Origin of the sequence: Acinetobacter sp. WCHAc060033 (assembly GCF_004209125.1) — a bacterium.
Classification (GTDB): Bacteria; Pseudomonadota; Gammaproteobacteria; order Pseudomonadales; family Moraxellaceae; genus Acinetobacter; species Acinetobacter wuhouensis.
On record NZ_SGSW01000015.1, the window covers coordinates 76,035 to 100,430 of the forward strand.

At 38.0% G+C, this 24,396-nt stretch carries 24 protein-coding genes; 7 read left to right on the forward strand and 17 right to left on the reverse strand.

Translation table 11 applies throughout. The features are described from left to right. The first annotated feature begins 172 nt into the window (after positions 1-172). The gene (locus EXE10_RS08775) at positions 173-1,033 is read left to right on the forward strand and encodes a YbgF trimerization domain-containing protein (protein WP_213073849.1); all 861 of its coding nucleotides are present in this window, start codon (positions 173-175) and stop codon (positions 1,031-1,033) included. Between the two features lie 88 nt (positions 1,034-1,121). Here the strand turns inward: EXE10_RS08775 and lpxA are convergent, their stop codons facing one another. The 12 genes from lpxA to rimO form a co-directional block, all read right to left on the reverse strand. Then, the gene (gene lpxA, locus EXE10_RS08780; RefSeq protein WP_068974619.1) at positions 1,122-1,910 is read right to left on the reverse strand and encodes an acyl-ACP--UDP-N-acetylglucosamine O-acyltransferase; all 789 of its coding nucleotides are present in this window, start codon (positions 1,908-1,910) and stop codon (positions 1,122-1,124) included. Continuing rightward, positions 1,907-2,392 (reverse strand): 3-hydroxyacyl-ACP dehydratase FabZ, encoded by a 486-nt coding sequence (fabZ, locus tag EXE10_RS08785; RefSeq protein ID WP_068974618.1) that lies wholly within the window; start codon positions 2,390-2,392, stop codon positions 1,907-1,909. The genes lpxA and fabZ overlap by 4 nt, the downstream gene beginning before the upstream one ends. A gap of 2 nt (positions 2,393-2,394) precedes the next feature. Continuing rightward, positions 2,395-3,465 carry a UDP-3-O-(3-hydroxymyristoyl)glucosamine N-acyltransferase gene (gene lpxD, locus EXE10_RS08790; protein WP_130113104.1) on the reverse strand — a complete coding sequence of 357 codons (1,071 nt, stop codon included), beginning with the start codon at positions 3,463-3,465 and terminating at the stop codon, positions 2,395-2,397. A 3-nt stretch (positions 3,466-3,468) separates the two neighbouring features. After that, the gene (locus EXE10_RS08795) at positions 3,469-3,954 is read right to left on the reverse strand and encodes an OmpH family outer membrane protein (protein WP_068974616.1); all 486 of its coding nucleotides are present in this window, start codon (positions 3,952-3,954) and stop codon (positions 3,469-3,471) included. A gap of 42 nt (positions 3,955-3,996) precedes the next feature. Continuing rightward, complete coding sequence (gene bamA, locus EXE10_RS08800; RefSeq protein ID WP_130113105.1) at positions 3,997-6,546, reverse strand: outer membrane protein assembly factor BamA; 2,550 nt, start codon at positions 6,544-6,546, stop codon at positions 3,997-3,999. 36 nt (positions 6,547-6,582) lie between these two features. Next, complete coding sequence (gene rseP, locus EXE10_RS08805; RefSeq protein WP_130113106.1) at positions 6,583-7,938, reverse strand: RIP metalloprotease RseP; 1,356 nt, start codon at positions 7,936-7,938, stop codon at positions 6,583-6,585. 2 nt (positions 7,939-7,940) lie between these two features. Beyond that, positions 7,941-9,137, reverse strand: coding sequence for a 1-deoxy-D-xylulose-5-phosphate reductoisomerase (ispC, locus tag EXE10_RS08810; RefSeq protein ID WP_130113107.1), 1,197 nt, complete (start codon positions 9,135-9,137; stop codon positions 7,941-7,943). Then, a complete protein-coding gene (locus tag EXE10_RS08815) occupies positions 9,138-9,962 on the reverse strand; it encodes a phosphatidate cytidylyltransferase (RefSeq protein ID WP_130113108.1) in 825 nt (274 codons plus the stop codon). Then, on the reverse strand, positions 9,962-10,714 hold the full coding sequence (gene uppS / locus EXE10_RS08820) for a polyprenyl diphosphate synthase (protein WP_068974611.1): 753 nt from the start codon (positions 10,712-10,714) through the stop codon (positions 9,962-9,964). The genes EXE10_RS08815 and uppS overlap by 1 nt, the downstream gene beginning before the upstream one ends. Before the next feature lie 8 nt (positions 10,715-10,722). Further along, complete coding sequence (gene frr / locus EXE10_RS08825) at positions 10,723-11,277, reverse strand: ribosome recycling factor (protein WP_068974610.1); 555 nt, start codon at positions 11,275-11,277, stop codon at positions 10,723-10,725. Positions 11,278-11,398: 121 nt separating this feature from the next. Further along, a complete protein-coding gene (gene pyrH / locus EXE10_RS08830) occupies positions 11,399-12,127 on the reverse strand; it encodes a UMP kinase (RefSeq protein WP_068974609.1) in 729 nt (242 codons plus the stop codon). 87 nt (positions 12,128-12,214) lie between these two features. Continuing rightward, positions 12,215-13,558, reverse strand: a complete 1,344-nt coding sequence (gene rimO, locus EXE10_RS08835; RefSeq protein ID WP_130113109.1) for a 30S ribosomal protein S12 methylthiotransferase RimO — start codon at positions 13,556-13,558, stop codon at positions 12,215-12,217. Positions 13,559-13,920: 362 nt separating this feature from the next. Here rimO and glnL point away from each other — a divergent pair, with 362 nt between their 5' ends. The 3 genes from glnL to EXE10_RS08850 all read left to right on the forward strand — a co-directional run bounded on the left by glnL (position 13,921) and on the right by EXE10_RS08850 (position 17,341). Continuing rightward, entirely contained in the window at positions 13,921-15,027 is a 1,107-nt protein-coding gene (gene glnL, locus EXE10_RS08840; RefSeq protein ID WP_087551783.1) for a nitrogen regulation protein NR(II), read from the forward strand. Then, the gene (gene glnG / locus EXE10_RS08845) at positions 15,017-16,498 is read left to right on the forward strand and encodes a nitrogen regulation protein NR(I) (RefSeq protein WP_068974606.1); all 1,482 of its coding nucleotides are present in this window, start codon (positions 15,017-15,019) and stop codon (positions 16,496-16,498) included. Before glnL ends, glnG begins: the two co-directional genes overlap by 11 nt. 132 nt (positions 16,499-16,630) lie before the next feature. Next, positions 16,631-17,341: a hypothetical protein gene (locus tag EXE10_RS08850; RefSeq protein WP_130113110.1), complete on the forward strand. Its 711-nt coding sequence runs from the start codon at positions 16,631-16,633 to the stop codon at positions 17,339-17,341. A 49-nt stretch (positions 17,342-17,390) separates the two neighbouring features. Here the strand turns inward: EXE10_RS08850 and EXE10_RS08855 are convergent, their stop codons facing one another. The 3 genes from EXE10_RS08855 to EXE10_RS08865 all read right to left on the reverse strand — a co-directional run bounded on the left by EXE10_RS08855 (position 17,391) and on the right by EXE10_RS08865 (position 19,128). Then, entirely contained in the window at positions 17,391-17,846 is a 456-nt protein-coding gene (locus tag EXE10_RS08855; protein WP_130113111.1) for a hypothetical protein, read from the reverse strand. Between the two features lie 80 nt (positions 17,847-17,926). Beyond that, positions 17,927-18,532 (reverse strand): YidB family protein, encoded by a 606-nt coding sequence (locus EXE10_RS08860; RefSeq protein WP_068974603.1) that lies wholly within the window; start codon positions 18,530-18,532, stop codon positions 17,927-17,929. A 125-nt stretch (positions 18,533-18,657) separates the two neighbouring features. Continuing rightward, positions 18,658-19,128: a DUF6231 family protein gene (locus EXE10_RS08865; RefSeq protein ID WP_068974602.1), complete on the reverse strand. Its 471-nt coding sequence runs from the start codon at positions 19,126-19,128 to the stop codon at positions 18,658-18,660. 32 nt (positions 19,129-19,160) lie between these two features. Here EXE10_RS08865 and EXE10_RS08870 point away from each other — a divergent pair, with 32 nt between their 5' ends. Then, positions 19,161-20,033 (forward strand): DUF2797 domain-containing protein, encoded by an 873-nt coding sequence (locus tag EXE10_RS08870; protein WP_068974601.1) that lies wholly within the window; start codon positions 19,161-19,163, stop codon positions 20,031-20,033. Between the two features lie 197 nt (positions 20,034-20,230). Next, positions 20,231-20,809, forward strand: coding sequence for a DUF2878 family protein (locus EXE10_RS08875; RefSeq protein WP_130113112.1), 579 nt, complete (start codon positions 20,231-20,233; stop codon positions 20,807-20,809). 40 nt (positions 20,810-20,849) lie between these two features. On the opposite strand, the gene lpxB is transcribed toward EXE10_RS08875, so the two are convergent. Then, positions 20,850-22,022: a lipid-A-disaccharide synthase gene (gene lpxB / locus EXE10_RS08880; RefSeq protein WP_130113113.1), complete on the reverse strand. Its 1,173-nt coding sequence runs from the start codon at positions 22,020-22,022 to the stop codon at positions 20,850-20,852. A gap of 376 nt (positions 22,023-22,398) precedes the next feature. On the opposite strand from lpxB, the gene EXE10_RS08885 reads away from it, so the two are divergent. After that, positions 22,399-23,541, forward strand: a complete 1,143-nt coding sequence (locus EXE10_RS08885; RefSeq protein WP_130113114.1) for an alpha-hydroxy acid oxidase — start codon at positions 22,399-22,401, stop codon at positions 23,539-23,541. 33 nt (positions 23,542-23,574) lie between these two features. On the opposite strand, the gene EXE10_RS08890 is transcribed toward EXE10_RS08885, so the two are convergent. Further along, on the reverse strand, positions 23,575-24,396 hold an 822-nt coding region (locus tag EXE10_RS08890; protein WP_130113115.1), incomplete at its 5' end, for an IS982 family transposase.

Below are 24,396 nucleotides of genomic sequence, written 5' to 3' on the forward strand. Positions count from 1 at the left end.
GAGTTGGCTATCAGCAAATAATTTACAGAAATCTTCATAATTGAATGAAAATTATCTCAAGATTGTAAATGCGTCTTGCAATTCATTCCCTAGCCGTTTTTAATGAGAGCAATTATTGATTTTCAATACGTAATTCTACGATTTGAAAAATTTTGACTTTAATGGATTTAAAATGATGCTAAAAAAGCATGCCCTATTTTCTATTGCACTACTCAGCTCTGCAACCTTATATGCAATTCCAATAGAATCTCGTGGTCTAAGTGATAGCTCGACATCAGCCAATAATATTACAAATTCAGCCTCACCAATTGCGGGTAATATGAACTGGGATCTGATGCAAAAAAACCAACAACTAGAAAATCAAATCCGTGAATTGCGTGGCAAGATCGAAGAGCAAGATCATGCAATAGACCAACTCACAAAAGAACTTACTAATCGCTACACCGACTTAGATCAACGCCTTGAATTATTAAACCAAAAACTAGAACCTGAAAATACAGAGCAAACTGCAGCCCCAGCTGAAAACACCTCATCAACAAATGCTACCTCGGCAGATAACAATACAGCTGCTGTCGTACCCGCAAAGCCTATCAACAATACAACCACACAGAAGCAAAATACGACAGCTACAGCCGAAAACAACACCAATACCAGTGATCCAATCGCTCTTGAAAAAGCAGCTTATACCATTGCATTAGATGCGTATAAAAAAGGTGGTGCTAAACAAGCCATTGCACCAATGCAAAATTTTATTAAAAACTACCCAAACAGCATCTATACAGGCAATGCGCATTTTTGGTTAGCAGAATTCAATCTCGCGATTGAACCTGCGAACTATAATGAAGCAAAGAAAAATTATGAAACAGTTGCGTCAAAGTTCCCAAACTCATCCAAAGCTTCACGCGCTTTATATCAGCTTTATAGCATTGCCAAAGATGTAAATAAAAACACCCAAGCAGCGAATGTCTATAAAACCAAACTTTTAAATACCTATCCGAAATCTGAAGAAGCAGGTTATTTTAAAAAGAGTTAATTGACGTGCAACCCATTATGAATTGCCATAAAAAAATGCCTCAATCAATGAGGCATTTTTTATAAAAACAATATAGAAATCAATAAGCTTAACGAACAATACCACGTTTAGATTCTAATACAGAATCAATCAGCAATTGTGCTTCTTCAACCTCAGGTAAAATATCTTGGCGAATACGCTCAATGGCTTGCTCAGTCGTTAAACCTTCTTTATAGATCAGTTTAAATGACTCTCTTAAGCCTTGAATCACATTCTTAGACCAACCTTTACGACGCATTCCTTCAACATTCATACCAAAGGCATGTGCAGGATTACCTGATACCATCACATACGCAGGAACGTCTTTAAGAATCAATGAAGCTCCACCAATCATGCTATAAGAGTCAATCTTACAGAATTGATGAATGCCAGAATTTCCACCAACAATAACAAAATCACCAATGTGGACATGACCCGCAATACCGACATTATTTGCAAATATATTATTGTTTCCAATAATACAATCATGCGCAACATGGGTATTGACCATCAATAGGTTATTACTACCTAGCTTGGTAATTCCTTTATCCTGCACCGTACCACGATGTAAACTGCAATGTTCACGAATTTTATTGTTATCGCCGATTTCCAACCAAGTTTCTTCGCCTTGATATTTTAAATCTTGGCAAACTTCACCCACACTGGCAAACTGGAAAATTTCATTATTTTTTCCAATTCGAGTAAAACCACCAATCACAACATGCGAATGGAGTTTAGTGCCAGCATCAATCGTCACTTGAGGACCAATTATGCAATAAGGTCCAATTTGGACATCGGGTGCGATTACCGCAGAAGAGTCAATAATCGCTGTTGGGTGTATTAATTCGTTACTGCTCATGCCTGCTCTAATTTCTGATGAGAAATGATAATTTCAGCGGTTGCTGCTACCACGCCGTCAACACTGGCAGTACATAAATATTTGTAAATGCCACGTTTTTGCATAAGTAATTCAGATTTTAACACGAGTTGATCACCCGGTACGACTTGTTTTTTAAATCGAATTTTTTCTGCGCCAGCAAATAAGAATAAAGAACCAGGTCTTGGTTTTTCATTATTCATGATAAAACCAAGTACACCTGAAATTTGCGCCATTGCTTCCACAATCAAAACACCTGGCATAATTGGATAACCAGGAAAATGACCTTGCATAAACTCTTCATTAATTGAAACGTTCTTGTAACCTACAATCCCGTTTTCTGAAACTTCTGTTACACGGTCAACGAGCAAAAACGGATAACGATGCGGAAGATACTCACGAATCGTTTGAGTTTGCATGGGTAATTCAGGAACCGTAAAAGGTAAAGATTTAGATTCAGTCATAATTATTTACGCGACTTTAAAGTTGATTCAATGGACTCTAATTGAGCCTGCATATGATCTATTTGTTTCACCAATTTGGTCAATGGCACATCTGCTAATTGTCTCAGACGAACAACTGTTCTTTTCCAATGGTTTGTTTCAAATTGCCCTGTTCCAGATGAATAAGAACCAGCTTCAGAAATATTTTTTGTCACCATTGACATTCCAGTAATTGTTACATTATCTGTGATATTAATGTGACCAACCACACCTACAGCACCCGCAAGAATGCAGTTTTTGCCAATCGTCGTACTTCCTGCAATACCACACTTCGCAGCAATGGCTGTATTCTCACCAATCTGTACGTTATGTGCGATTTGCACAAGGTTATCAATAATTACACCATCATGCAGAATTGTGTCATCTAAAGCACCACGATCAATACTACAATTTGAGCCGATTCGGACATCATTTCCAATTCGGACAGAACCTAATTGCGCAATACGATTCCACTTCCCTTGGTAAGGTGCAAAACCAAAACCTTCGCCACCAATCGCAGTATTTGAGTGAATGCGTACACGATCAGCAATTTTCGTTTGACCCGTAATCGTGACTTGCGAATCAATAAAGCAATCTTTACCAATTTCAACACCATCATCTATACGTGTATTAGATTGAATAATGGTATTTACCCCAATTACGCAATCATCACCAATCACGACATAATGACCGATATAAGCATCATCAGCAATAATCGCAGATGGGGAGATTTGCGCAGTACTTTCAATACCACGTTTTAAAACTTTAGTTTCAAATACATGAGTTAAAATTGCGAAAGCAAGATATGGATTAGCAACGACGATAAAATTATGATGTGTTGTCAACTGATTTTTCAACTCCGCGGTGACAATTAATGCCCCTGCTTTCGAGTTTAAAGCTTCATTTAAATATTTATCGCCATTCACAAAAGCAATATGATTTGGCTGAGCTTGTTCTAAACTGGCAAGACCATTTAGAACAAGATCAGATTGACCAATTAACTCACCTTGAACAAGTTGAGCTAATTCATCGAGTTTATAACGATGTGATCTCATTGATTATTTAATTGCATTAACCTTTTGGATCATTTTAGCAGTTAAATCATTCTTTGCGTCATAAGCAAGTGCTGAATTTTTATTCAAAACAAAGTCTAAACCTGCTTCTTGGCGTAATTGTTCAGCAGCTTGCTTCACACGCGTCTCAAAAGTTGCATTGGTGTTTTGAATTGTAGTTTGCACTTTAGTTTGCACGCCTTGTTGAATGGTTTGAAACTCATTCACTTTTGCTTGGTATTGTGCATTGATTTGCTGCACATTCGCACCTTGAGCTTGAGCCTTCTGTTTTAAAGCTTCAATATCTTTGGTAATTTGTTCAAGCTTAGTCGTTTGAGGTTTAACAGACTGTTCTAAGCTCGCATTTTGCTGTTTTAAGTAAGTACTACTTTCAACCACTTTCTCTAAGTCAACCACACCAAAACCTGCAGCTTGAACTAAACCTGCAAAACCTAGACCTAAGCCTAAAACTGCCATTTTCATTGTTTTCATACATATTCCTTGTTCATATTCACTATAAATAAGAGATCGCACTTAGAAAGTACGACCAATCTCGAATTGGATGTTTTTGGTTTCATCACCTTGCTTATCATTCAATGGATATGCATAACTGAGTGAAAGTGGACCAATCATCGTAATCCATGTAAAACCTACACCGACACTATAGCGCATATTGTTGAAATCAAAGTCGTAATTGTCTTTACAGTACTGTTTAGCATCCGTTGGGGTTTTAGAACCATCTAAATAAAGATCACCAGTCGCTGTACTACAGTTCGTATCAAAAACTTGAGCACCTTCTGCAAAAATCACAGGACGAATTTGACGTGCCCAATCCCCTTTGAATGGAACAGGTAAGGCTAATTCAGTACCAAATTGAATCAGCGCATTACCACCCACTTCTTCTGGATCATAATCTTTAGTTTTACGCTCATTATAGGTCACACCTGGGTAACGCGGACCCAAGGTACTGTTGTCATAACCACGTACAGATCCAAAACCACCCGCATAAAAGTTTTTATAGAATGGCAAATCATTACCATAACCTAACTTTCCATAACCACGCCAAACAAAATCATGCCCCAATGGGAAGTATGTTTGCGCATCATAAGTGACTTTTTGATATTCAACATCACTGCCAGGTAACGCAATCTCGGCATTAACACGATGTGAAGTCCCCTTAGTTGGGAACATCGGACGGTTCAAGGTATTATATGACCAGCCTAGATTTAAATTATAAGTAAGATATTTACCTTCAAAGGCATCCTTATAAGTCTCTTCAGGAACTTTACACTTTGTTCCCGTAACGACATCTTTACCAGTTGTTGGATCTTTCTCAGTAATCTCCTCTAATTGACTTTGACCTTTATCATCTGTCGGACAATATGAACTAGTATGAGTTGATTTACCACCATTCGCTAATAAATAATCGCGAACATAAGTTGATACATAAGCACCCGTCGTTACTTTAGTTTGATCAATATTTAAACCCGCACTAATGTTTTGATTTTCATCGATTGGATAACCAAAAGTAATCCCACCACCAATACTATCTGTTACATAGTTATTGACGTTATAGTCATCATTTAGCTTAGTTTTACGGTAATACATATTATAACCACGACTTACACCATCAATAGTGAAGTACGGGTCAGTCACACTTAAGTTATAATAATCTTGAGTTTCAGAACGTGATAAATCGATCGCAACACGATTGCCTGTTCCCATAAAGTTAGTTTGACTCAAACCAGCTTGGAATGTAATACCACCACTTTGCGAATAACCCACAGCCAAAGTACTGGTACCTGAATGTTGCTCTTCTACAGTGATATCCAAATCCATTTGATCTGGTGTATTTGGAACACGCGTAGGTTTAATATCGACTTTACTAAAGAAACCTGTACGCTCTAAACGCACTTTTGACAAATCAATCTTTTCATTACTTGCCAATGCGCCTTCCATTTGACGCATTTCACGACGTAAAACCTCATCAGCAGTCTTTGTATTACCTTTAAAGTTAATACGACGTACAGTTACTTGCTGACCCGGATTGATATAATAATTAAGATCCACAATATGTGTTTCATTATTAATTTCAGGAACAACATTCACTTCAGCGTAGTAATAGCCCGCATTACCGTATTTACGTAAAAGTAATTGCTTAACGGCATTCACTTTTTCTTGAGAATAGGTTGAACCATCTTTATAAATTTGCAGTGCTTTTAATTCATCTGGTTTATACAGTGCATCACCAAGGAATTTCGACTCGCCAAATTTAAATTGCTCACCTTCATTTACGGAAACTTCAATAAAGATATGCTTTTTATCTTCACTCAAATTTAGATTTGAGCTATTCACATCAAAGTTGATATAACCTTTATTCAGATACAATGCGCGTAATGATTCTAAACTTGCAGACATCTTTTCACGTGCATAACGGTCATTACGTGAAAGTACTGACAACCAGCCACTTTCTTTAACAGCAAAAGCCTGTTTAATGTCATCATCAGAAAAAACCGTATTACCAATTACGTTAATGTCAAATACTTTCGCAGACTTACCTTCATTAAAATTAACATTTAACTCTACACGGTTATTCGGCTGTGCAACTTGGTCTACTTTAATATTTGCATCGTAACGACCTTGTTGAGCATATTGTTGCTCAAGCTCGGTCTCTAGCGTTTGCAATGAAGATTTTTTGAGAACTTCACCCTCAGCCAATCCCATTTTCTTTAAACCATCTTCCAAAGCTTCTTTTGGAATCAGCTTATTGCCTTTGAAATTAATTTTTGAAATGACTGGACGCTCAATCACCTTAAAAACCAAAACGCCATCTTGGTTAGATGCTTGAATATCATCAAATAAATTAGAGGCATACAATCCGCGAATCGAATCCGCAATCGCAGCATCATTGACACGGTCACCACTATTTATTGGTAAAAGTGCAAGAACATTTTGTTGCGTTAAACGAACCAAGCCATCGACACGTATATCACGAGCAATGAACTCATCTGCCGCTTGTACTTGCTGTACAGCTGCCATAGCACTAACGAGCGCCAATGGCATAAATAAATGTGAGTGCTGCATGCCTATTATTTTCCAGTAAGTTAATCCGCTATTACGTTATAAACGCATAAAATCATTAAATATCGCAAGAAGCATCATGCTTCCGAGCAATACCATACCAATTTTTAGTCCAACCAATTGTATTTGTTCAGAAACAGGCTTACCACGAATTGCTTCAATTATGTAATAAACCAAATGACCGCCATCTAACATCGGGATTGGCAATAAATTTAAAATACCCAAACTTACACTCATCAAAGCCATAAAGGAAATAAAGGTTTGCCACCCCATTTCAGCACTTTGGCCTGCAACCTTAGCAATGGTAATTGGACCAGATAAGTTATCCAAACCAATCAAACCGCGAACCATTTTCACAATAGAATTCAGAATCATGGCTGAAAGCTGTCCAGTTTTTTCAACTGCAACAACAAATGCTTCAGCAGGATTATATTGAATCGTTTGCTTATATTCCGCAGGAATCGAAAGTTTACTTGTCTGAGCTTGTACACCTAGCATTCCCGTCACGTTCCCCATATTGTCACGTTTGCCTTGTGGCATGACTTGTAAATGTACAAGCTGTCCTTGGCGCAACACATCAACATTAAGTAACTTTTCAGGTGATTTTTGTACCACATCTACCACATCAAACCAATCTTTCATTTTGACTTGATTGATTGAAATAATTTGATCACCTTCTTTCATACCTTGGCGAATCGCAGCCCCATCTTCACTCAACTTATACACAGTCGCAGGAATATGTGGGCGATAAGGAGTAAAACCTAAAACATCAAAAGGTGATTGGCTTTGATCCTTTAGAAATGCTTGAATTGGCAATGCAAAGCTTTTTGCCTGACCGTCACGTTCCACTTGAACATCGATATGTCCAGTTTCTCCTACACGATCAACAATGGCATAATTGAGTTTTTCCCAAGTCGTTGCCTGAGTGCCATCAATAGCAACAATTTTGTCACCCACTTGCATTTGAGCAGTTGCTGCAGGTGTATTGGGTAAAATCGCACCAACACGTGTATTCAACTGTTCTTGCGCAGGTAAAAATAAAATCCAAAACAATAAAATCGCAAAAATGAGATTAATGAATGGTCCTGCTGCAACAATGGCAATACGTTTCCAAGGTGATTGACGATTAAATGCATAGGGTAAATCTTCTGCACTGACATTGCCTTCACGCTCATCCAACATTTTGACATAACCACCAAGTGGTAATGCTGAAAGTTGGTATTGGATACCTGACTTCTTTGATGTCCATTTTAGTAATGTTGGTCCAAAGCCTATAGAATAAACCAAGACCTTGACACCCAGTTTACGAGCAACCCAATAATGACCAAACTCATGAATTGCAATCAATGGGCCCAGTAAAAAGATCGCAGCAACAATGATAAATAGAACACTCATGATCAGCTTTCCAATTGTGTAATACGTTGCGAAGCAACTTGTCGAGCAAGTTGATCTGTCTGCAAAATCGTGTCAATCGAGTCTGCTGAACCATTCTGAACGTGATTTAAGCTATGTTCAACCACTTCAGGAATATCTAAAAATCCAATTCTTTCTGCTAAAAATGCGGCAACAGCCATTTCATTGGCAGCATTCAGAATTGCAGGCGCTAAGCCACCTTCTTTCATTGCATTACGCGCTAAACGAAGCGATGGGAAACGCACAACATCGGGTTCTTGAAAATCAAGCTGAGAATGTACAAATAAGTCTAATGGTGGCACATGTGTAGTGATACGCTCAGGCCATGCAAGTGCATGCGCAATCGGCGTACACATATCAGGATTACCCATTTGAGCCAAAGTTGAACCATCCACATATTGAACCATTGAATGAATAATACTTTGTGGATGAACGACGACTGTAACAAATTGTTCTTTAATTGAAAATAAATGACACGCTTCGATCAATTCTAGACCTTTATTCATTAAAGTCGCAGAATCAACTGAAATTTTACGCCCCATTGACCAATTTGGGTGCTTACATGCCTGTGCAGGCGTTACATTTTTTAATTCATCTAAACGATGATTCAAAAAAGGACCGCCAGAAGCAGTCAATAACACCTGTTTCACCCCTAGTTGAGGTTCACCATGACGTTCGATTTGTAAATAATTTTGAGGAAGACATTGGAAAATTGCATTATGTTCAGAGTCAACAGGTAGCAATAACGCTTGATATTCTTTTGCTGCTTGAAGCATCAAATCGCCAGACATTACCAGCGCTTCTTTATTTGCAAGCAATACACGCTTACCTGCTTTGACTGCTGCCAAAGTTGGCAGCAAGCCTGCCGCACCGACGATTGCAGCCATCACCACATCCACTTCAGGATGTTCTGAAACAGCAATTAAACCTGCTTCATCGGTTAAAATTTCGATATTTTGAATATTTTCAGCTTTAAAATATTGTTGCAGTTCATCCACTTTTTCTGATGGAACAACAACGCATTTCGGTCGATACTGTTTACATATTTCAGTGAGTTCTTTTATTCGACTATATCCAGTGACTGCAAATACTGAATATTGATCGGGATGCTGTTCTAAAATTTTTAAAGTACTGCGCCCGATAGACCCTGTTACACCTAATATACAAACAGATTGTGACATCTATAAATCTACACCAATAAGTTTTAAAACATACATGCCTGCTGCAAAAATTGGAGCTGCAGCAAGTAATGAATCAATACGATCAAGTACACCACCATGACCTGGTAGAATACGACCTGAATCTTTAATTCCAGCACGGCGTTTGATCATCGATTCAAACAAATCACCGAGTACTGAACTGAACACTGTCACAATAGATAAAACAAGAAAAAGGATATGTTGTGAAAGCGTTAAATGGAGATAACTTGCTTGAACTGCAATAATAATAATTGCAACTGTCACAATTCCCCCAAACAAACCTTCAATTGATTTGTTTGGGCTTACATCAGGTGCAAGTTTCCTTTTGCCAAATTTACGTCCAACAAAATATGCACCACTATCTGCACCCCAGACCAACAGGAACAAATACATCAACCACCAAGGCGATTGATTCCATACATATAAAACCGCGGTAATCGCAGCACTGATTAACACCAAGCCCACAATATACAAAGTGGCATTGTACCAACCATCATATTCAGGATATTGTTTTACCCAATAAAGACTACATAACCATGTCAAAATAGAAGCACTCCAGAGGATGAGTGCTAAATCATTATAATACAATGCTAAACCTGAAACTAAAGCCGTGATCAAACCAAAGCCTGAAGCTTTGATTTTGTTTACGCCCTCAGACTCATGTGGCATGAGTTTAAACCACTCATAACCAGCTGCCCCAGCTGCGACAATCATTAACCCGATCATTGGATATGGCGACTTTGTTGCAAACATACAACTCAAGACTACTGCCACCAAAACCAATGCGGTTATAATCCGCTCTAACATTATAAATTCTCTATATGTTCTTGTTGAAGTTGTTCAGAGGTTTTTCCAAAACGTCGCTCACGACCTGAAAAAACATTGAACGCATGATCTAACTCTTGAACAGTAAACTCAGGCCATAAGGTATCTGTGAAATACAATTCAGCATAAGCTGCCTGCCAGAGCAAAAAGTTAGATAATCGATAATCACCACCAGTACGAATCAACAGATCCACTGCTGGCAAATCCCCTAAACTAATTTGTTGTGCAAATAATTCAGTATTAATTTGATTCACATCAATATGTTGATCTTTAACTTGTTGCGCAAGTCGACGAGCAGTATCGGCAATATCCCACATACCACCATAACTAATCGCAATTGTTAACGTCATGTTACTGAACTTAGCAGTCATTTGTTCTGCATGCAACATTAATTCACGTAGCGCTGGAGAAAGCCGACTACGGTCACCAATAAATCTCAATGAAATCTCAAACTTCACCATACGCGGAATTTGTTCATGAATCGTGTCTTCCAACAATTTCATTAACAAATCAACTTCGTACTGTGGTCGATTCCAATTTTCACTGGAAAATGCAAATACAGTTAATGCACGTACGCCTACTTTGCGGCAATGCTCTACAATCGGATCAAGGACATTTTTTCCTTCACGGTGCCCATCACCTTTTTGTAGTTGTTTCTTTTTTGCAAAACGATTGTTGCCATCCATAATGATGGCAACATGTTTTGGAAGATGATTGTCTTCAGTTGTGGTCATCAGAAATCTTAGACCTTCATCAATTCAGCTTCTTTAGCAGCTAAACGTTTTTCAACTTCAGCAACAAATTTGTCAGTAATTTTTTGAATATCATCACCTGCACGACGCTCATCATCTTCAGAAATTTCTTTTTCCTTCAATAACGCCTTAATATCGCCCAAAACATCACGACGAATATTACGGATCGCAACTTTGGCATTTTCAGCTTCAGTACGTGCAACTTTCTGCATGTCTTTACGTGTTTCTTCAGTCAAAGCTGCCATCGGCACACGAATCGCATCAGCAGTAATCGGGTTCAAACCTAAGTCAGACTCACGAATGGCTTTATCAATTGCACTCACCATATTACGTTCAAAAGGTTGAACCAATAAAGTACGTGAATCTTCAACGCCTACGTTTGCAACTTGGTTTAATGGTACGTCAGAACCATAGTAAGGAACCATAACACCGTTAAGGATTGATGGATGCGCACGACCTGTACGAACCTTTGCAAAACCATGATCCAAAGACTCGAGTGATTTATTCATACGGTCTTCAGCGTCTTTTTTAAGATCGTTAATCATATGATCTTCCTTACTTATTTATCTAAATGTGTATAACGTAAAATTGCAGTAGTATAAAGAGCTTTATAGCTCACGTCATTAATTCAAATGAACTTGGTTAAAATAACTTTCATTCAAATGATTAATTGGTAACATGAGTACCCTCTTTTTCCCCCATAACCACAGAAAGCAAAGCACCAGACTTATTCATATCAAAAACTTGTAATGGCACATTGTGGTCACGGCATAAGCAAATTGCAGTTAAATCCATAACACCCAGTTTCTCATCTAAAACTTGATCGAAACTTAAAGTATCGTATTTTACAGCATCATCATATTTGCTTGGGTCTTTATTGTAGACACCATCAACTTTAGTTGCTTTTAAAATAAGGTCTGCTTCGATTTCAATACCACGTAAACATGCAGCTGTATCTGTCGTAAAGAATGGATTACCTGTACCCGCTACAAATACACACACTTCGCCTTGAGTTAAATGGCGAATCGCATCACGGCTTGAATATGATTCAACCACAGCACCGATCGGAAGCGCTGACATTAAACGTGTTTTGATATTACGACGCACCAATGCATCACGTAATGCCAAACCATTCATTACAGTTGCCAACATACCCATTTGGTCACCTGTTACACGACCAACCAGACCATCTTTTTGCAACTGGCTACCACGATATAAGTTACCACCGCCCACGACGATACCGACTTGCACACCTAAACCGACCAAATGCGCAATTGATAATGACATTTGATCTAAGACTGGAGCATCAATCCCCATGTCTTTATTTCCTGCAAGCGCCTCACCTGAAAGTTTCAGCAAAATGCGCTCATAACGTGGCTTTTTAGAATCTAACATCACAAAACTCCAATACTCATATCTACAATTTATTTAAAATTTTATTTATCTTTAGATCATTCAATCTTGAATCTAAACGTAATGCATTTAAGCTGATTTGATCTTGATTAACTTTGCAAATAAATCATATTCATCTGCATCGGTAATTTCGACTTCTAATAAATCACCTGCTTTGATCACTGACTTATCAATATCTTCAACAAAGACATTACCATCAATTTCTGGGGCATCTGCATAAGAACGCGCTACAGCAACAGGGAATTCTTCCTCCAAGTCATCAACCAATACCGTCATGGTTTGACCAATTCGACGTTGAAGTTTCTCAGCTGAAATCGCTTGTTGAACTTCCATAAAACGTTCATAGCGCTGTTGTTTAATCTCTTCAGGCACATGATCTGGAAGATCGTTTGCTGTTGCACCTTCTACAGGTGAATAAGTAAAGCACCCCACACGATCAAGTTTGGCTTCTTGCAACCAATCCAACAACATTTGGAAATCTTCTTCAGTTTCACCAGGGAAACCGACAACAAATGTTGAACGAATGACCAATTCTGGGCATTTTTCACGCCATAATTTTAGACGTTCCAATGTATTTTCACTGTGAGCTGGTCGCTTCATCAACTTTAAGATGCGCGTACTGGCGTGTTGAAAAGGAATATCTAAATAAGGAAGAATTTTGCCTTGTGCCATTAAATCAATCACAGCATCCACATGTGGATAAGGATAGACATAATGCAAACGCACCCAAATTCCAAGCTGACCGAGTGCTTCACACATGTCATAGAATTTAGTTTTTACAGGCTGACCATTCCAAAAATCCAACTTATATTTGGTGTCTACACCATAAGCTGAAGTATCTTGGGAAATGACTAAAACTTCTTTTACGCCCGCTTTCTTTAGCGCCTGAGCTTCATTCAGTACAGAACCTACTGGACGAGAAACAAGATCACCACGCATGCTAGGAATAATGCAGAATGTGCAACGGTGGTTACAGCCTTCTGATATTTTTAAATATGCATAATGTTTTGGGGTCAAACGAATACCTTGTTCAGGAACAAGGTCAATAAAAGGATTGTGTTTCGGTGGTTCTGGAACGTACTCATGTACCGCTTCCATGACTTCTTGATATGCTGCTGCACCTGTTACTTTTAAAACATTCGGATGCATTTGGCGAATTTTATCTTCATCTTTACCTAAACAGCCAGTCACAATAACACGGCCATTTGCACTCATTGCTTCGCCAATGGCGTCGAGTGACTCCTGTACTGCAGATTCAATGAATCCACATGTATTTACAACGACAAGATCAGCACCATCATAATCCGATGCTACATCATAACCCTCAGTCTTTAACTGAGTTAAAATTCGTTCAGAATCTACCAATGCCTTAGGACAACCTAAAGATACAAAACCGACTTTGGGGGACTTCATGAATTACGCTCCACTATATTCCGCGTATTGTATGACTTTTCTAGAGATAAAAATAGGTAAAAAAGGTACTCTTTATCCATTGCACCAAAATAAAACCAAGTCGAATATTAATTCCTTACAATGCACCATTTTGGAACACTATAATCATAGCGTAGTATATCTCTCGATGTTAAATCTTTAACTAAGAGCGATTTATGCGCATTTTTTATAAGTCGTGTAAGAAAACTGCGCAATTTATAAAAGTTGGCGTGTATTTTGCTTTATAAGCGCACGATATTGAATAAATGTGCATTCCAAAATACAGGAATGAAAATTGAGGTGCAGATGCCATTGCGCTATTTTAAGACAGGAACGTTCTGCTAATGGATCAATACCCAACAATTGACTACCGACTACTTGTGGATAATTTAACCACAGCAATCCTTTTGGTCGATTGTAACTTAAATATTTTTTATCTAAATTCATCATGTGAAGCATTGTTTGATATCAGCCTCTTACGTGCTGCCGGTCAACCCGTAATCAATTTACTGCATGCACCCAATGATAGCTTTAATACTTTGGAAGCACTCACCAATAGCATGAAAACAGGGCAAGCCTACACCCGCCGTGAAGCTATCATCAATGTAAACTTTAGAGATATGCATGTCGATTACTCAGTTTCTCAACTCAATACTGGACGACCTTATCACCCACTACTATTGATTGAACTCAACCCAATCGATCGTATGTTGAAAATTTCCAAAGAAGAAAACTTAATTCAACAACATCAAGTTGCACGTCAGTTGATTCGCGGTGTTGCACATGAAATTAAAAATCCTTTAGGCGGTATCCGTGGTGCAACTCAACTTCTTGCTCGTAGCCTAAATGATCCACAATATGCTGAATTTACCGACATTATCATCAGTGAAGTGGATCGCTTAAGGAATCTTGCCGATACCATGCTCGGTTCACGTCAACTGCCAAGTTATGAACCTGTCAATGTCCATGAACCTTTAGAACGTGTGCGCTCACTGATTGTCAATCAAACCAAAAAGAAAATTAAAATTACCCGTGATTACGATTTGTCATTACCTGATGTAAAGGCTGATCGTGATCAACTGATTCAAGTAATGTTAAATATCAGCGTGAATGCCGTTCAAGCCATGACAGAAAATCGAGAGTTTTTCGTAGACCATCAACCTGAACTCACCTTACGCACACGTATTCAACGCCTCGTCACAATTAATGGTGTCTTAAATAAGTCTGCGATTCGTATCGACATTCAAGACAATGGACCAGGTGTCCCTGAAGAAATTTTAGAATCCGTGTTCTACCCTTTGGTTACAGGTCGTGCCAAAGGGACTGGTCTTGGATTAAGCATCGCACAAAATATCATGCATCAACATAACGGAATGATTGAATGCCAATCAATTCCAGGAAAAACAGTATTTAGCTTATATTTACCTTGGGAGACTCACCATGTCGCATAATAAAATCTGGGTAATTGATGATGACCGCGCTATGCGTTGGGTCTTAGAAAAAACATTTAAAGAAGAAGGTTTTGATGTTACCAGTTTTGAAGAAGCTCAGTCTGCTTTAGACCAACTTCCACATGATGCACCAGATGTGATCCTGACTGATATTCGTATGCCAGGTATTGATGGTTTGACTTTTTTAGGCAAAGTCAAAAGCAACTATCCAGACTTACCTGTCATCATCATGACTGCACATTCAGATTTAGAATCAGCCGTTTCAAGCTATCAAACTGGTGCTTTTGAATACCTACCAAAGCCTTTCGATATTGATGAAGCTTTGGCTTTGGTGAATCGTGCGATCTTACATATCAATAAGTTACAACAACAAGAATCTGCCAAAGCTGCACCAATTCAATCGACTGAAATTATCGGTGAATCTCCTGCAATGCAGGAAGTGTTCCGAGCAATTGGACGCCTTTCACAGTCTCATATCACTGTTTTAATTAATGGTGAATCTGGTACTGGTAAAGAGCTGGTTGCACACGCCCTGCATCGCCATTCACCACGTAGCAGCAAGCCTTTTATTGCACTCAATATGGCGGCAATTCCAAAAGATTTGATCGAAACTGAATTATTCGGTCATGAAAAAGGTGCTTTCACGGGTGCAAACACACAACGTCAAGGTCGTTTTGAACAAGCCAATGGCGGAACACTTTTTCTTGATGAAATTGGCGATATGCCGTTTGAAACACAAACTCGTCTACTTCGTGTATTAGCAGATGGTGAGTTTTACCGTGTTGGTGGTCATATTCCTGTTCGTGTAGATGTTCGTATTGTGGCTGCAACGCATCAAGATTTAGAAAAATTGGTGCATGATGGACGTTTCCGTGAAGATTTATATCATCGCCTGAACGTAATTCGCATTCACATTCCAAAACTTGCACATCGCGCTGAAGACATTCCAATGTTAGCACAACACTTTCTTGCTCGTGCAGGCAAAGAACTCGGTGTTAGTCCTAAAATTTTACGTCCAGAAACCCAAGAATATATTCAAAAACTGCCTTGGCCTGGAAATGTGCGTCAGCTAGAAAATACTTGCCGTTGGCTAACCGTCATGATCACGGGGCGTGAAGTTTATCCAGAAGACCTGCCTTCTGAGTTAAAACAAATTCCAATTAAATCAGATGCTACTGTTCATGCGCAGTCTGGAGTGGATCGTATCGCCTTACACCATTGGGATGAGTTATTGGGACAATGGGCGATTCAAAAACTTAAAAATGGTGAGATGAAAATCCTAGACATTGCCACACCAATGTTTGAGCGCACACTCATTAATGCTGCCTTACAACAAACACGTGGTCGTAAACGTCATGCTGCCGAACTACTTGGTTGGGGACGTAATACTTTAACACGCAAACTCAAAGAGTTAGGCATGGACTCTGTTGAAGACGATGAGGAAGAAGATAAGTCTATTCTTACAGAATAATATTCAAAGCACTTAAATCTATAAAAAATAATAGTTTACTCCAACCATATTCTCAAAGAATATGGTTGTTTTTTCTTTAAGCATAGTAAAGAATAGCCACGTTAAATTTAACCTTGATCATCTAGGATTAAAATGAAAAAGACCGTTGCTGTATTGAGCATATTATCCATATTCAGTGTGGCTTGTTCTAAAAATGAACCACATGACAGCATACAGCTTGAACAACAACAAAAAGTAAACAGCATTAAAAAAAATCAAAAGCTGAATTCGGATGACTGCTTTCAATTAGAGCCTAGCTTTGAATTTACACTCAATAATGATGATTTCAATATAAAAATTGAATCGACTGAATTTAACAATCAGAAAGCCATTGCGGTGATTAAAACTGGAAATGGTATTCGCACAGACTATATTTATGATCTCACTGGTCGCACCATGTTGGCAAATTTAGATTACGGCATTGCTGCATTAGGTTCAAACCCGAATGAAGTTCTGGTAAAAACTACTTTCCAAGCTCCATTACCTACTTTTCCATCTAACATGAAACCTCAACAAAAGTTTCCCATGACTTATAATGCTGTCATCCAATCACAAACTGATGAAAATGATAAAACTGAGAATAATAAAACGATTGAAGTTCAATTTGTTGGTTTCGAAGATCTAAAATTCATTGATAATAATAACAATACTTTAGAGTTTAATCAGGCTTGTCATTTTAAATCTCAGCTCGAAGACGAAACACTTGATGAATGGTATGCGCAAGGTTTTGGTCAAATCAAATTTGTCCGCACAAAAGCTAATGGCGACGTCAAATCTAGTGAAGCGATTGGAGATGAACCTTAAATCAAGATCAAAATGATATAAGCATATTTACTGTGATTAATGATATTTTTTAAGACTTTGGCATTTGCTTTAGTCTTAAATAACGCTTTAGACGAAATGTCGTTAAAAATGCTAAAAACGAATAAAAAGAAACCCTAAAAGCAGGTTTTTGATAAATTAATAATTGCCAATCTCGCTTGTAAATAAAGCTAAATCGAAGTGAATATTCATCTAGGATCTCACAACCTGAATAGCTATCAGTTTCATAAGGTACACCCACCCATAGCTTATCCAGAACATCACGCCCGATTTCAATTAGATAAATATTTAAACTTTCTTCAAAAATCACATTATCCGTTGTAAATAATAAGTAACGATTATCAGCTACATAAAGGGCCTGTTCTAACACTTCACCCCGCACATAAATCTGCGTTGCAACACCATCTAAATAAACCTCACAAAGGGTTTCTCTATAATCATTTGCAGGTTTTATCACTATTAACTTAATGTTTTTTATTATTTTCATATCAATGTCTTAAACGAACAAATAAGTAATAAAAAAGCCAATATAAATTGGCTTTTTACGCATTCATTAGAACAATGAATTTACTTTAAAAATCCTGAAACCAAATTCATCACATTTTGAATATCATCATTTGCTTCATTGTGATCTGTTGAATCACCCTGCGGAGTCAAAGAATCGATGATTTGTGGCAATACAGTCGAAATTGCACCATAAACTTCATTGGTCGGTACATTTGCTTGTTGTGCAACTTGCTCTACTTGCTGACCACCGAATAAACCTTGAATTTGTTGAACATCAACACCACCATTACCTTGTGATGGATCCACCCAACTTTGTACCTGGCCACCTAGACCCGCGCCTTGCAATTTAGCCAAGGCACCTTGCAAACCACCATTCTGCTGAATCCAACCTAGAATCAACGGTACAACTGCGATCAGCAATGAAGAACCATTAAATCCACTTGATTGTTGTGGCGCTTGTTGTTGCTGACCACCCGTTAATCCGCCAAGAACCGATCCAAGCACACCACCCAATCCGCCTTGTGATTGTTGTTGCCCACCGCCCAAACCACCAAGTACTGAACCTAGAACACCACCCAAGCCACCACCTAGCCCGCCTTGTGATTGTTGTTGTCCGCCAAGCGCTTGTTTCGCTAAAATTTCTACAATATTCGATAAATCGGTCATGGTTATTCCCTTTTCTAAGTTTTATGACTCGTGTACAGCATACTTGGCTTTAGAATATTCACCAAATTGAAATTGTTAAATTTTGCAATAAGTTAAAAGTTATTTTTATCTCAAGGAAAATCAAATTACCAACGGAATTTATTCCAGTTTTCAGGGTTTGCCCAAAACTTAGAATTAAACCAATCTGGCACATGTTTATAAGTCAAAATATTAAATTGCCAGAGTGCAAAATCATTTTCATGCGAAGTTTTATCAATCAATTGCGTAAAACCCAATGCACGTAATAATTGTTCATCATCAAGCTTACATGTCACAACTATTCGTTTTGCAAATAAATCACGCAGTTTCACTAGGAGTTGTGATTTCTGTGATTCTGATACATTTGACATTTCATCTGTATCCAATAACACAAATCCCAAATCATATCGCTGAGTAAAAGGCAGATTTAAAAGCTCAGATGCGTTAAAATGAAACCATTGAATTGAATGATTTGTATTGTATTGCGCTAAATTTTGCCCAATACACAATGCAGTTTGAATTGGCTGTTCTTGCGATAAATCGTCTAGCATAGAAGTGATGACATTTTGCTCAGCCATAACTGCACCTATTTTTGAGTGAGTAATTAAACATGGAACTACAAGGCATTTGCCATAAAATGCATGCAGGTCTTAGAGACCTTAGTTTAACTGATCAGCAAACACATAAGGCAAATGTTGAATATAAATTTATTTTAGATCGTTCAGAAATCGAGCTTCCATTTAGTTTAGGGCAAGAAATTGAACTTGAAGCGACTGGGAATATTTATTGTGTATCGTGTGGTGCTAAAACCCCGAAATCCTACTCTCAAGGGCATTGTTTCAAATGTATGAAGACCAAAGCATCTTGTGATATGTGCATTATGAAGCCTGAGACTTGTCATTATCATTTAGGCACATGTCGTGAAGAAAGTTTTGCGCAAGAAGTTTGTTTTCAACCACATATTGTTTATTTAGCCAATTCAAGTGCCTTAAAAGTCGGTATTACACGTTTAGGACAAATGCCAACGCGTTGGTTAGACCAAGGCGCAACTCAAGCTCTACCGATCATGAAAGTGGGTTCACGCCGTCTTTCAGGTCAGCTTGAAGTCATGTTTGGTACACAAGTGGCAGATAAAACTGATTGGCGTAAATTGCTGAAAGGTGAAGCTGATCCGATTGATTTAATAACTATTCGGGACGAGTTATTGACTGAGTTTGAACCTCAAATTGAGTTAATTCGTGATGAATTCAGCATGAGCTTGGATTTTAATGAAAATGTTGAAATTTTGGAAAATGAACTCCCTCGTGAATTTGTCTACCCTGTTGATCTATACCCTGAAAAGATCAAATCGCATAACTTGGACAAAACACCAATTATTCGTGGCAAGCTGCAAGGGATTAAAGGTCAATATCTGATCATGGATACAGGTGTGATTAATATCCGTAAATATACAGGTTATGAGCTAAAGCTTCGTGCAGAATAACCTTTGTATTATGCCAGTTTGATATTATTCAAATTATAGCTCCACCTATGATAGCCCCTAAATTAGGGGCTATTTATTTTGCGATTACCGTCCATCATTTAACCACCTCTCATTGACAATATCTATTGTCAATTCAAACCAATCTGCTTTAATTGATTCTAAATTTCAAAATTGAAATAACAAATCAAGGAAACTAGATGCAAAATTATAATATTCGAGGCATTTTCCTACTCAGCTTAGTCGCTGCCATTACAGCGACAATATGCGATGGTTATCATGTTTACACACTCACATTAAGCTATCCTAATCCTTTACTTTTCAACCAAGCGTGGTGGGTCTTTCCTAGTTTTTTTCTTGCTTTTGCTTCTATGGCAATCAACTATTTACAACTTATTCATGCTTTACCAAATACAATTGCCACTACAGAAAGTCAAACATCAGGATCTCTAGAACACTTAATTGAGAGCTTAATCCTTTTTGTAATGGTCTACTTACTCAGTGTCTTTGGTAACAATGATCCAAGCATGCTCAGCATCATTTTTTACAGTACTTTTATTATCCGTTTATTTTTCAGTTATGAACGAATTTTTTTAACCATTATTGCGATAATACTAGCTATTGCTGGAATGTTCTTTGAAGGTTTATTATCACATTTTGAACTGGTTGCGTATCATCATGTCGATATTTTCTATGTCCCATGGTGGTTGGGCGGTTTATATATGCACGGTGCTTTTGCTCTAAGAAGTGGTATGAGATATTTTGTGTATAACAAATAAATCTATACATGGATTGAGGACAAGTTTCCTCAATCCCGATTCAATTTAAAATACCTAAAATCGCCTGAACAGGATCTTCACTATTTCCCGCTAAAAGCTTCTTATGCATGGTGATTAACTGCATTACCTGAATTTGCGCTGTTTCCTGATTCATTAATTTTTCAATTTCGTTGGCGAGGTTTTCAGGTGTCGCATCAGACTGAATCAATTCTTGAATCGCCTTTTTACCCGCAATGATATTGGGTAAAGAATAATACGGAATTTTGACCAATAACTTTGCAATCACATACGTCAACCAATTTAGCTTATAAAACGTCACCATTGGGCGATGCAACAACAAAGCCTCAAGCGTAGCAGTACCAGAAGCCAATGCCACAATATTGGCAGCATTCATTACCTGACGACCTATTTTTGACTCTTTATCTGTATTTTCTAACAAGTGAATATTAGACACTAGGTCACTTGGATATTGCTTCAATAATTCTTCAATTTGCTGCTTACGCAAATCATTAATTGCAGGAATCAGAAATTGATAATCTGGATACTTTTTGTGAATAATTTGAGCCGCATCTAAAACCAACGGCCCTAAGCGCTCAATCTCACCACGACGACTACCTGGTAAAAGCGCGATATGTTTTTGACTAATATCTAAGCCTAACTCTTGTTTTGCATCTAAAATTGGATTTTGTAATGGCAATGCACTTGCAAGCGGGTGCCCCACAAATGCAGCAGCAACATCAAACTTTTTATAAAAGGCTTTTTCAAATGGGAATAAACACAATACCAGATCAATACTGGCTTTGATGCCATGCACACGTCCTTGTCGCCATGCCCATACCGATGGACTCACATACTGAACTGTTTTAATCGGAAGATTTTTTTGTTTTAAACTTTTAGAAAGACGTAAATTAAAATCAGGTGCGTCGATTCCAATAAAAATATCGACAGGATTTTCAGTCCACTTTTCCACCAGACCATCACGCACAGCGAATAGTTTTTTGAGATCTTTAAGAACCTCAACAATTCCCATGACTGATAAAATATCCATCGGATAAAAACTATTAAAACCTTCCGCGATCATCTGAGGACCACCGATACCCTCAAACTCAACATCAATACCTTGTTCACGAAAACTACGGATCAGTTTAGCGCCTAAAGTATCTCCAGATACTTCACCCACCACAATTCCAATTTTAAGTTTTCGATTTTGCAAGACATTCTTCCCATTTAGCAGTCTAGGTGCATCATATCATACTCATTTATATTTCATAAAAATGCTTAAAAACAAATAAGCCCTTCTTTTCATACAAAAGACATGTTTAAACATGCATGAAGATCATTGAAATATCTAACCGATGCTTTCACCACGATGTCATTATGATCCAATTTGGTTGTAACCTCCTTTGCGATGCACACCTCAATATAATGTACAAATAATCTCCATTTAATACACTTTTCAATGATTTTTTATTCAACACCACCCTATTCGTCCTAAAATGATTTAGCAACTCAAGCAATTGAGCAACTTCAACGCTGACTTAGCTTAACAATATTCAACCCAAACACACTTACACCAATAAGGAATCGTTATGGATAAATTACAAAAAATCACCTGCGTTGCAGACATGCAGGAAATTTATCACCGACGCGTACCTAAAATGTTTGTTGATTATTGTGATTCAGGTTCTTGGACTGAGCAAACTTGGCGACAAAATTCGGAAGACTTTAAAAAATATTTATTCCGCCAGAAAGTTTTGGTCGATATGGATAACCGCTCTGTTGCAACAAAGATGCTAGACCAACAGGTGGCAATGCCTGTTGCACTTGCACCGACTGGCTTGATCGGTATGCAACATGCGGATGGTGAGATCCTAGCTGCAAAAGCTGCTGAAAAGTTCGGTATTCCATACATTATGTCAACCATGAGCATCTGCTCAATCGAGGATGTCGCAGCAGCGACAACCAAACCTTTTTGGTTTCAACTCTACATGATGAAAGATCGTGAGTTTATGAAACAACTGATTCAGCGTGCAAAACAAGCAAAATGTTCTGCACTTGTATTGACCGCAGATTTGCAAATCATGGGGCAACGCCATAAAGATATTAAAAATGGATTATCTGCGCCGCCCAAACTAACTCTTGGCAATCTCATTAACATGTGCACTAAACCTACTTGGTGTTTAGGCATGCTTAGTACAAAACGACACAGTTTTGGCAATATCGTGGGACATGTTGAAGGCATCAGCAATACAGGTTCATTGTCCGCATGGACAACCGAACAGTTTGACATGCAACTCAGTTGGAAAGATGTGGAATGGGTTAAACAACAATGGGGTGGTAAACTGATTATCAAAGGTGTCATGGAAGTTGACGATGCAATTTCTGCTGTACACGCAGGTGCAGATGCAATAGTGGTATCCAATCATGGTGGTCGTCAATTAGACAGCGCCCCTTCAACCATTTCCGTTTTAGAAGAAATCGTCCTCGCTGTCGGTGAGCAAACTGAAGTTTATATCGACAGTGGTATTCGTACTGGACAAGATGTTTTAAAAGCCATTGCTTTAGGTGCGAAAGGCTGTCTAATCGGACGAGCGTTCATATATGGTTTAGGTGCATATGGCGAGCAAGGTGTTTATCGCGTTCTGGAAATTTTAAAGAAAGAGCTTGACCTTAGTATGGCTTTTTGTGGCAAGGTCAATATTCAAGATGTGGACAAAAGTATTTTAAGGTAATGACTGACAATAAAGCATATATTAACGCCAATCTCAACTTTTAATTAGGGTTTCAAGCTGTATAGGAGGATTCCCTAATTTCATATTTAGAATAACTGAAAGAGTATGTGAAAGAATCTTGCGAACAATTCGATGTGTTAAATGCCACAGATCTTTTGCCCTTACTTTTTGAATGTTGAATCGGTCAGTCAACTGACCGATAACAGTTTCAATTTTCCTTCGAGCATTCATCAATATTCTGATTGATTCTTTTGGTCTTAGATCAACCATATTTCGTCTATAAGGTGTTTGTAAGTCTAAATATTGATGCCTAAAATATTGTTTTAATTCAGGTCTTATATATCCCTTATCCGCTCCCAATAAACCATAAATGTTTTGTGTAATTTCAGGTGCAACATCTCTTTCATCACAATTTGCTGGAGCAAAAGTATAGTTCGTAATCATCCCTGATAAATTAATCACGATATGCCCTTTAAACCCATAATATTTTTCCTGTTTTGCCGCACAATAACTAAAGCCTGCTGATGCTTTAAAGTTTCTATGCTTTTTTGCTCTCGCATAACGACAGACAGGAATCGGTAAACCATCCATAAAATGAATATTATCAGCACCAAAACGAGAACTTAGTTTTGCTGTAATTTGTTGATTAATATTCCATAAATTTGCACAATGCTTGCAGAAATTAGGATATGAACCTAACTGAGGAAACCACTCAATCCAATTATGCTTGAAATACATCCAGATATTTTTATCTGAATCTAGGCTGAGAAACTCTCCAACAATTTGCATGGTGATAATTTCAATATCACTTAAAGCAGGTGGAAAACCTCTGGTTCTTAAGGGTTTTGTGACAAT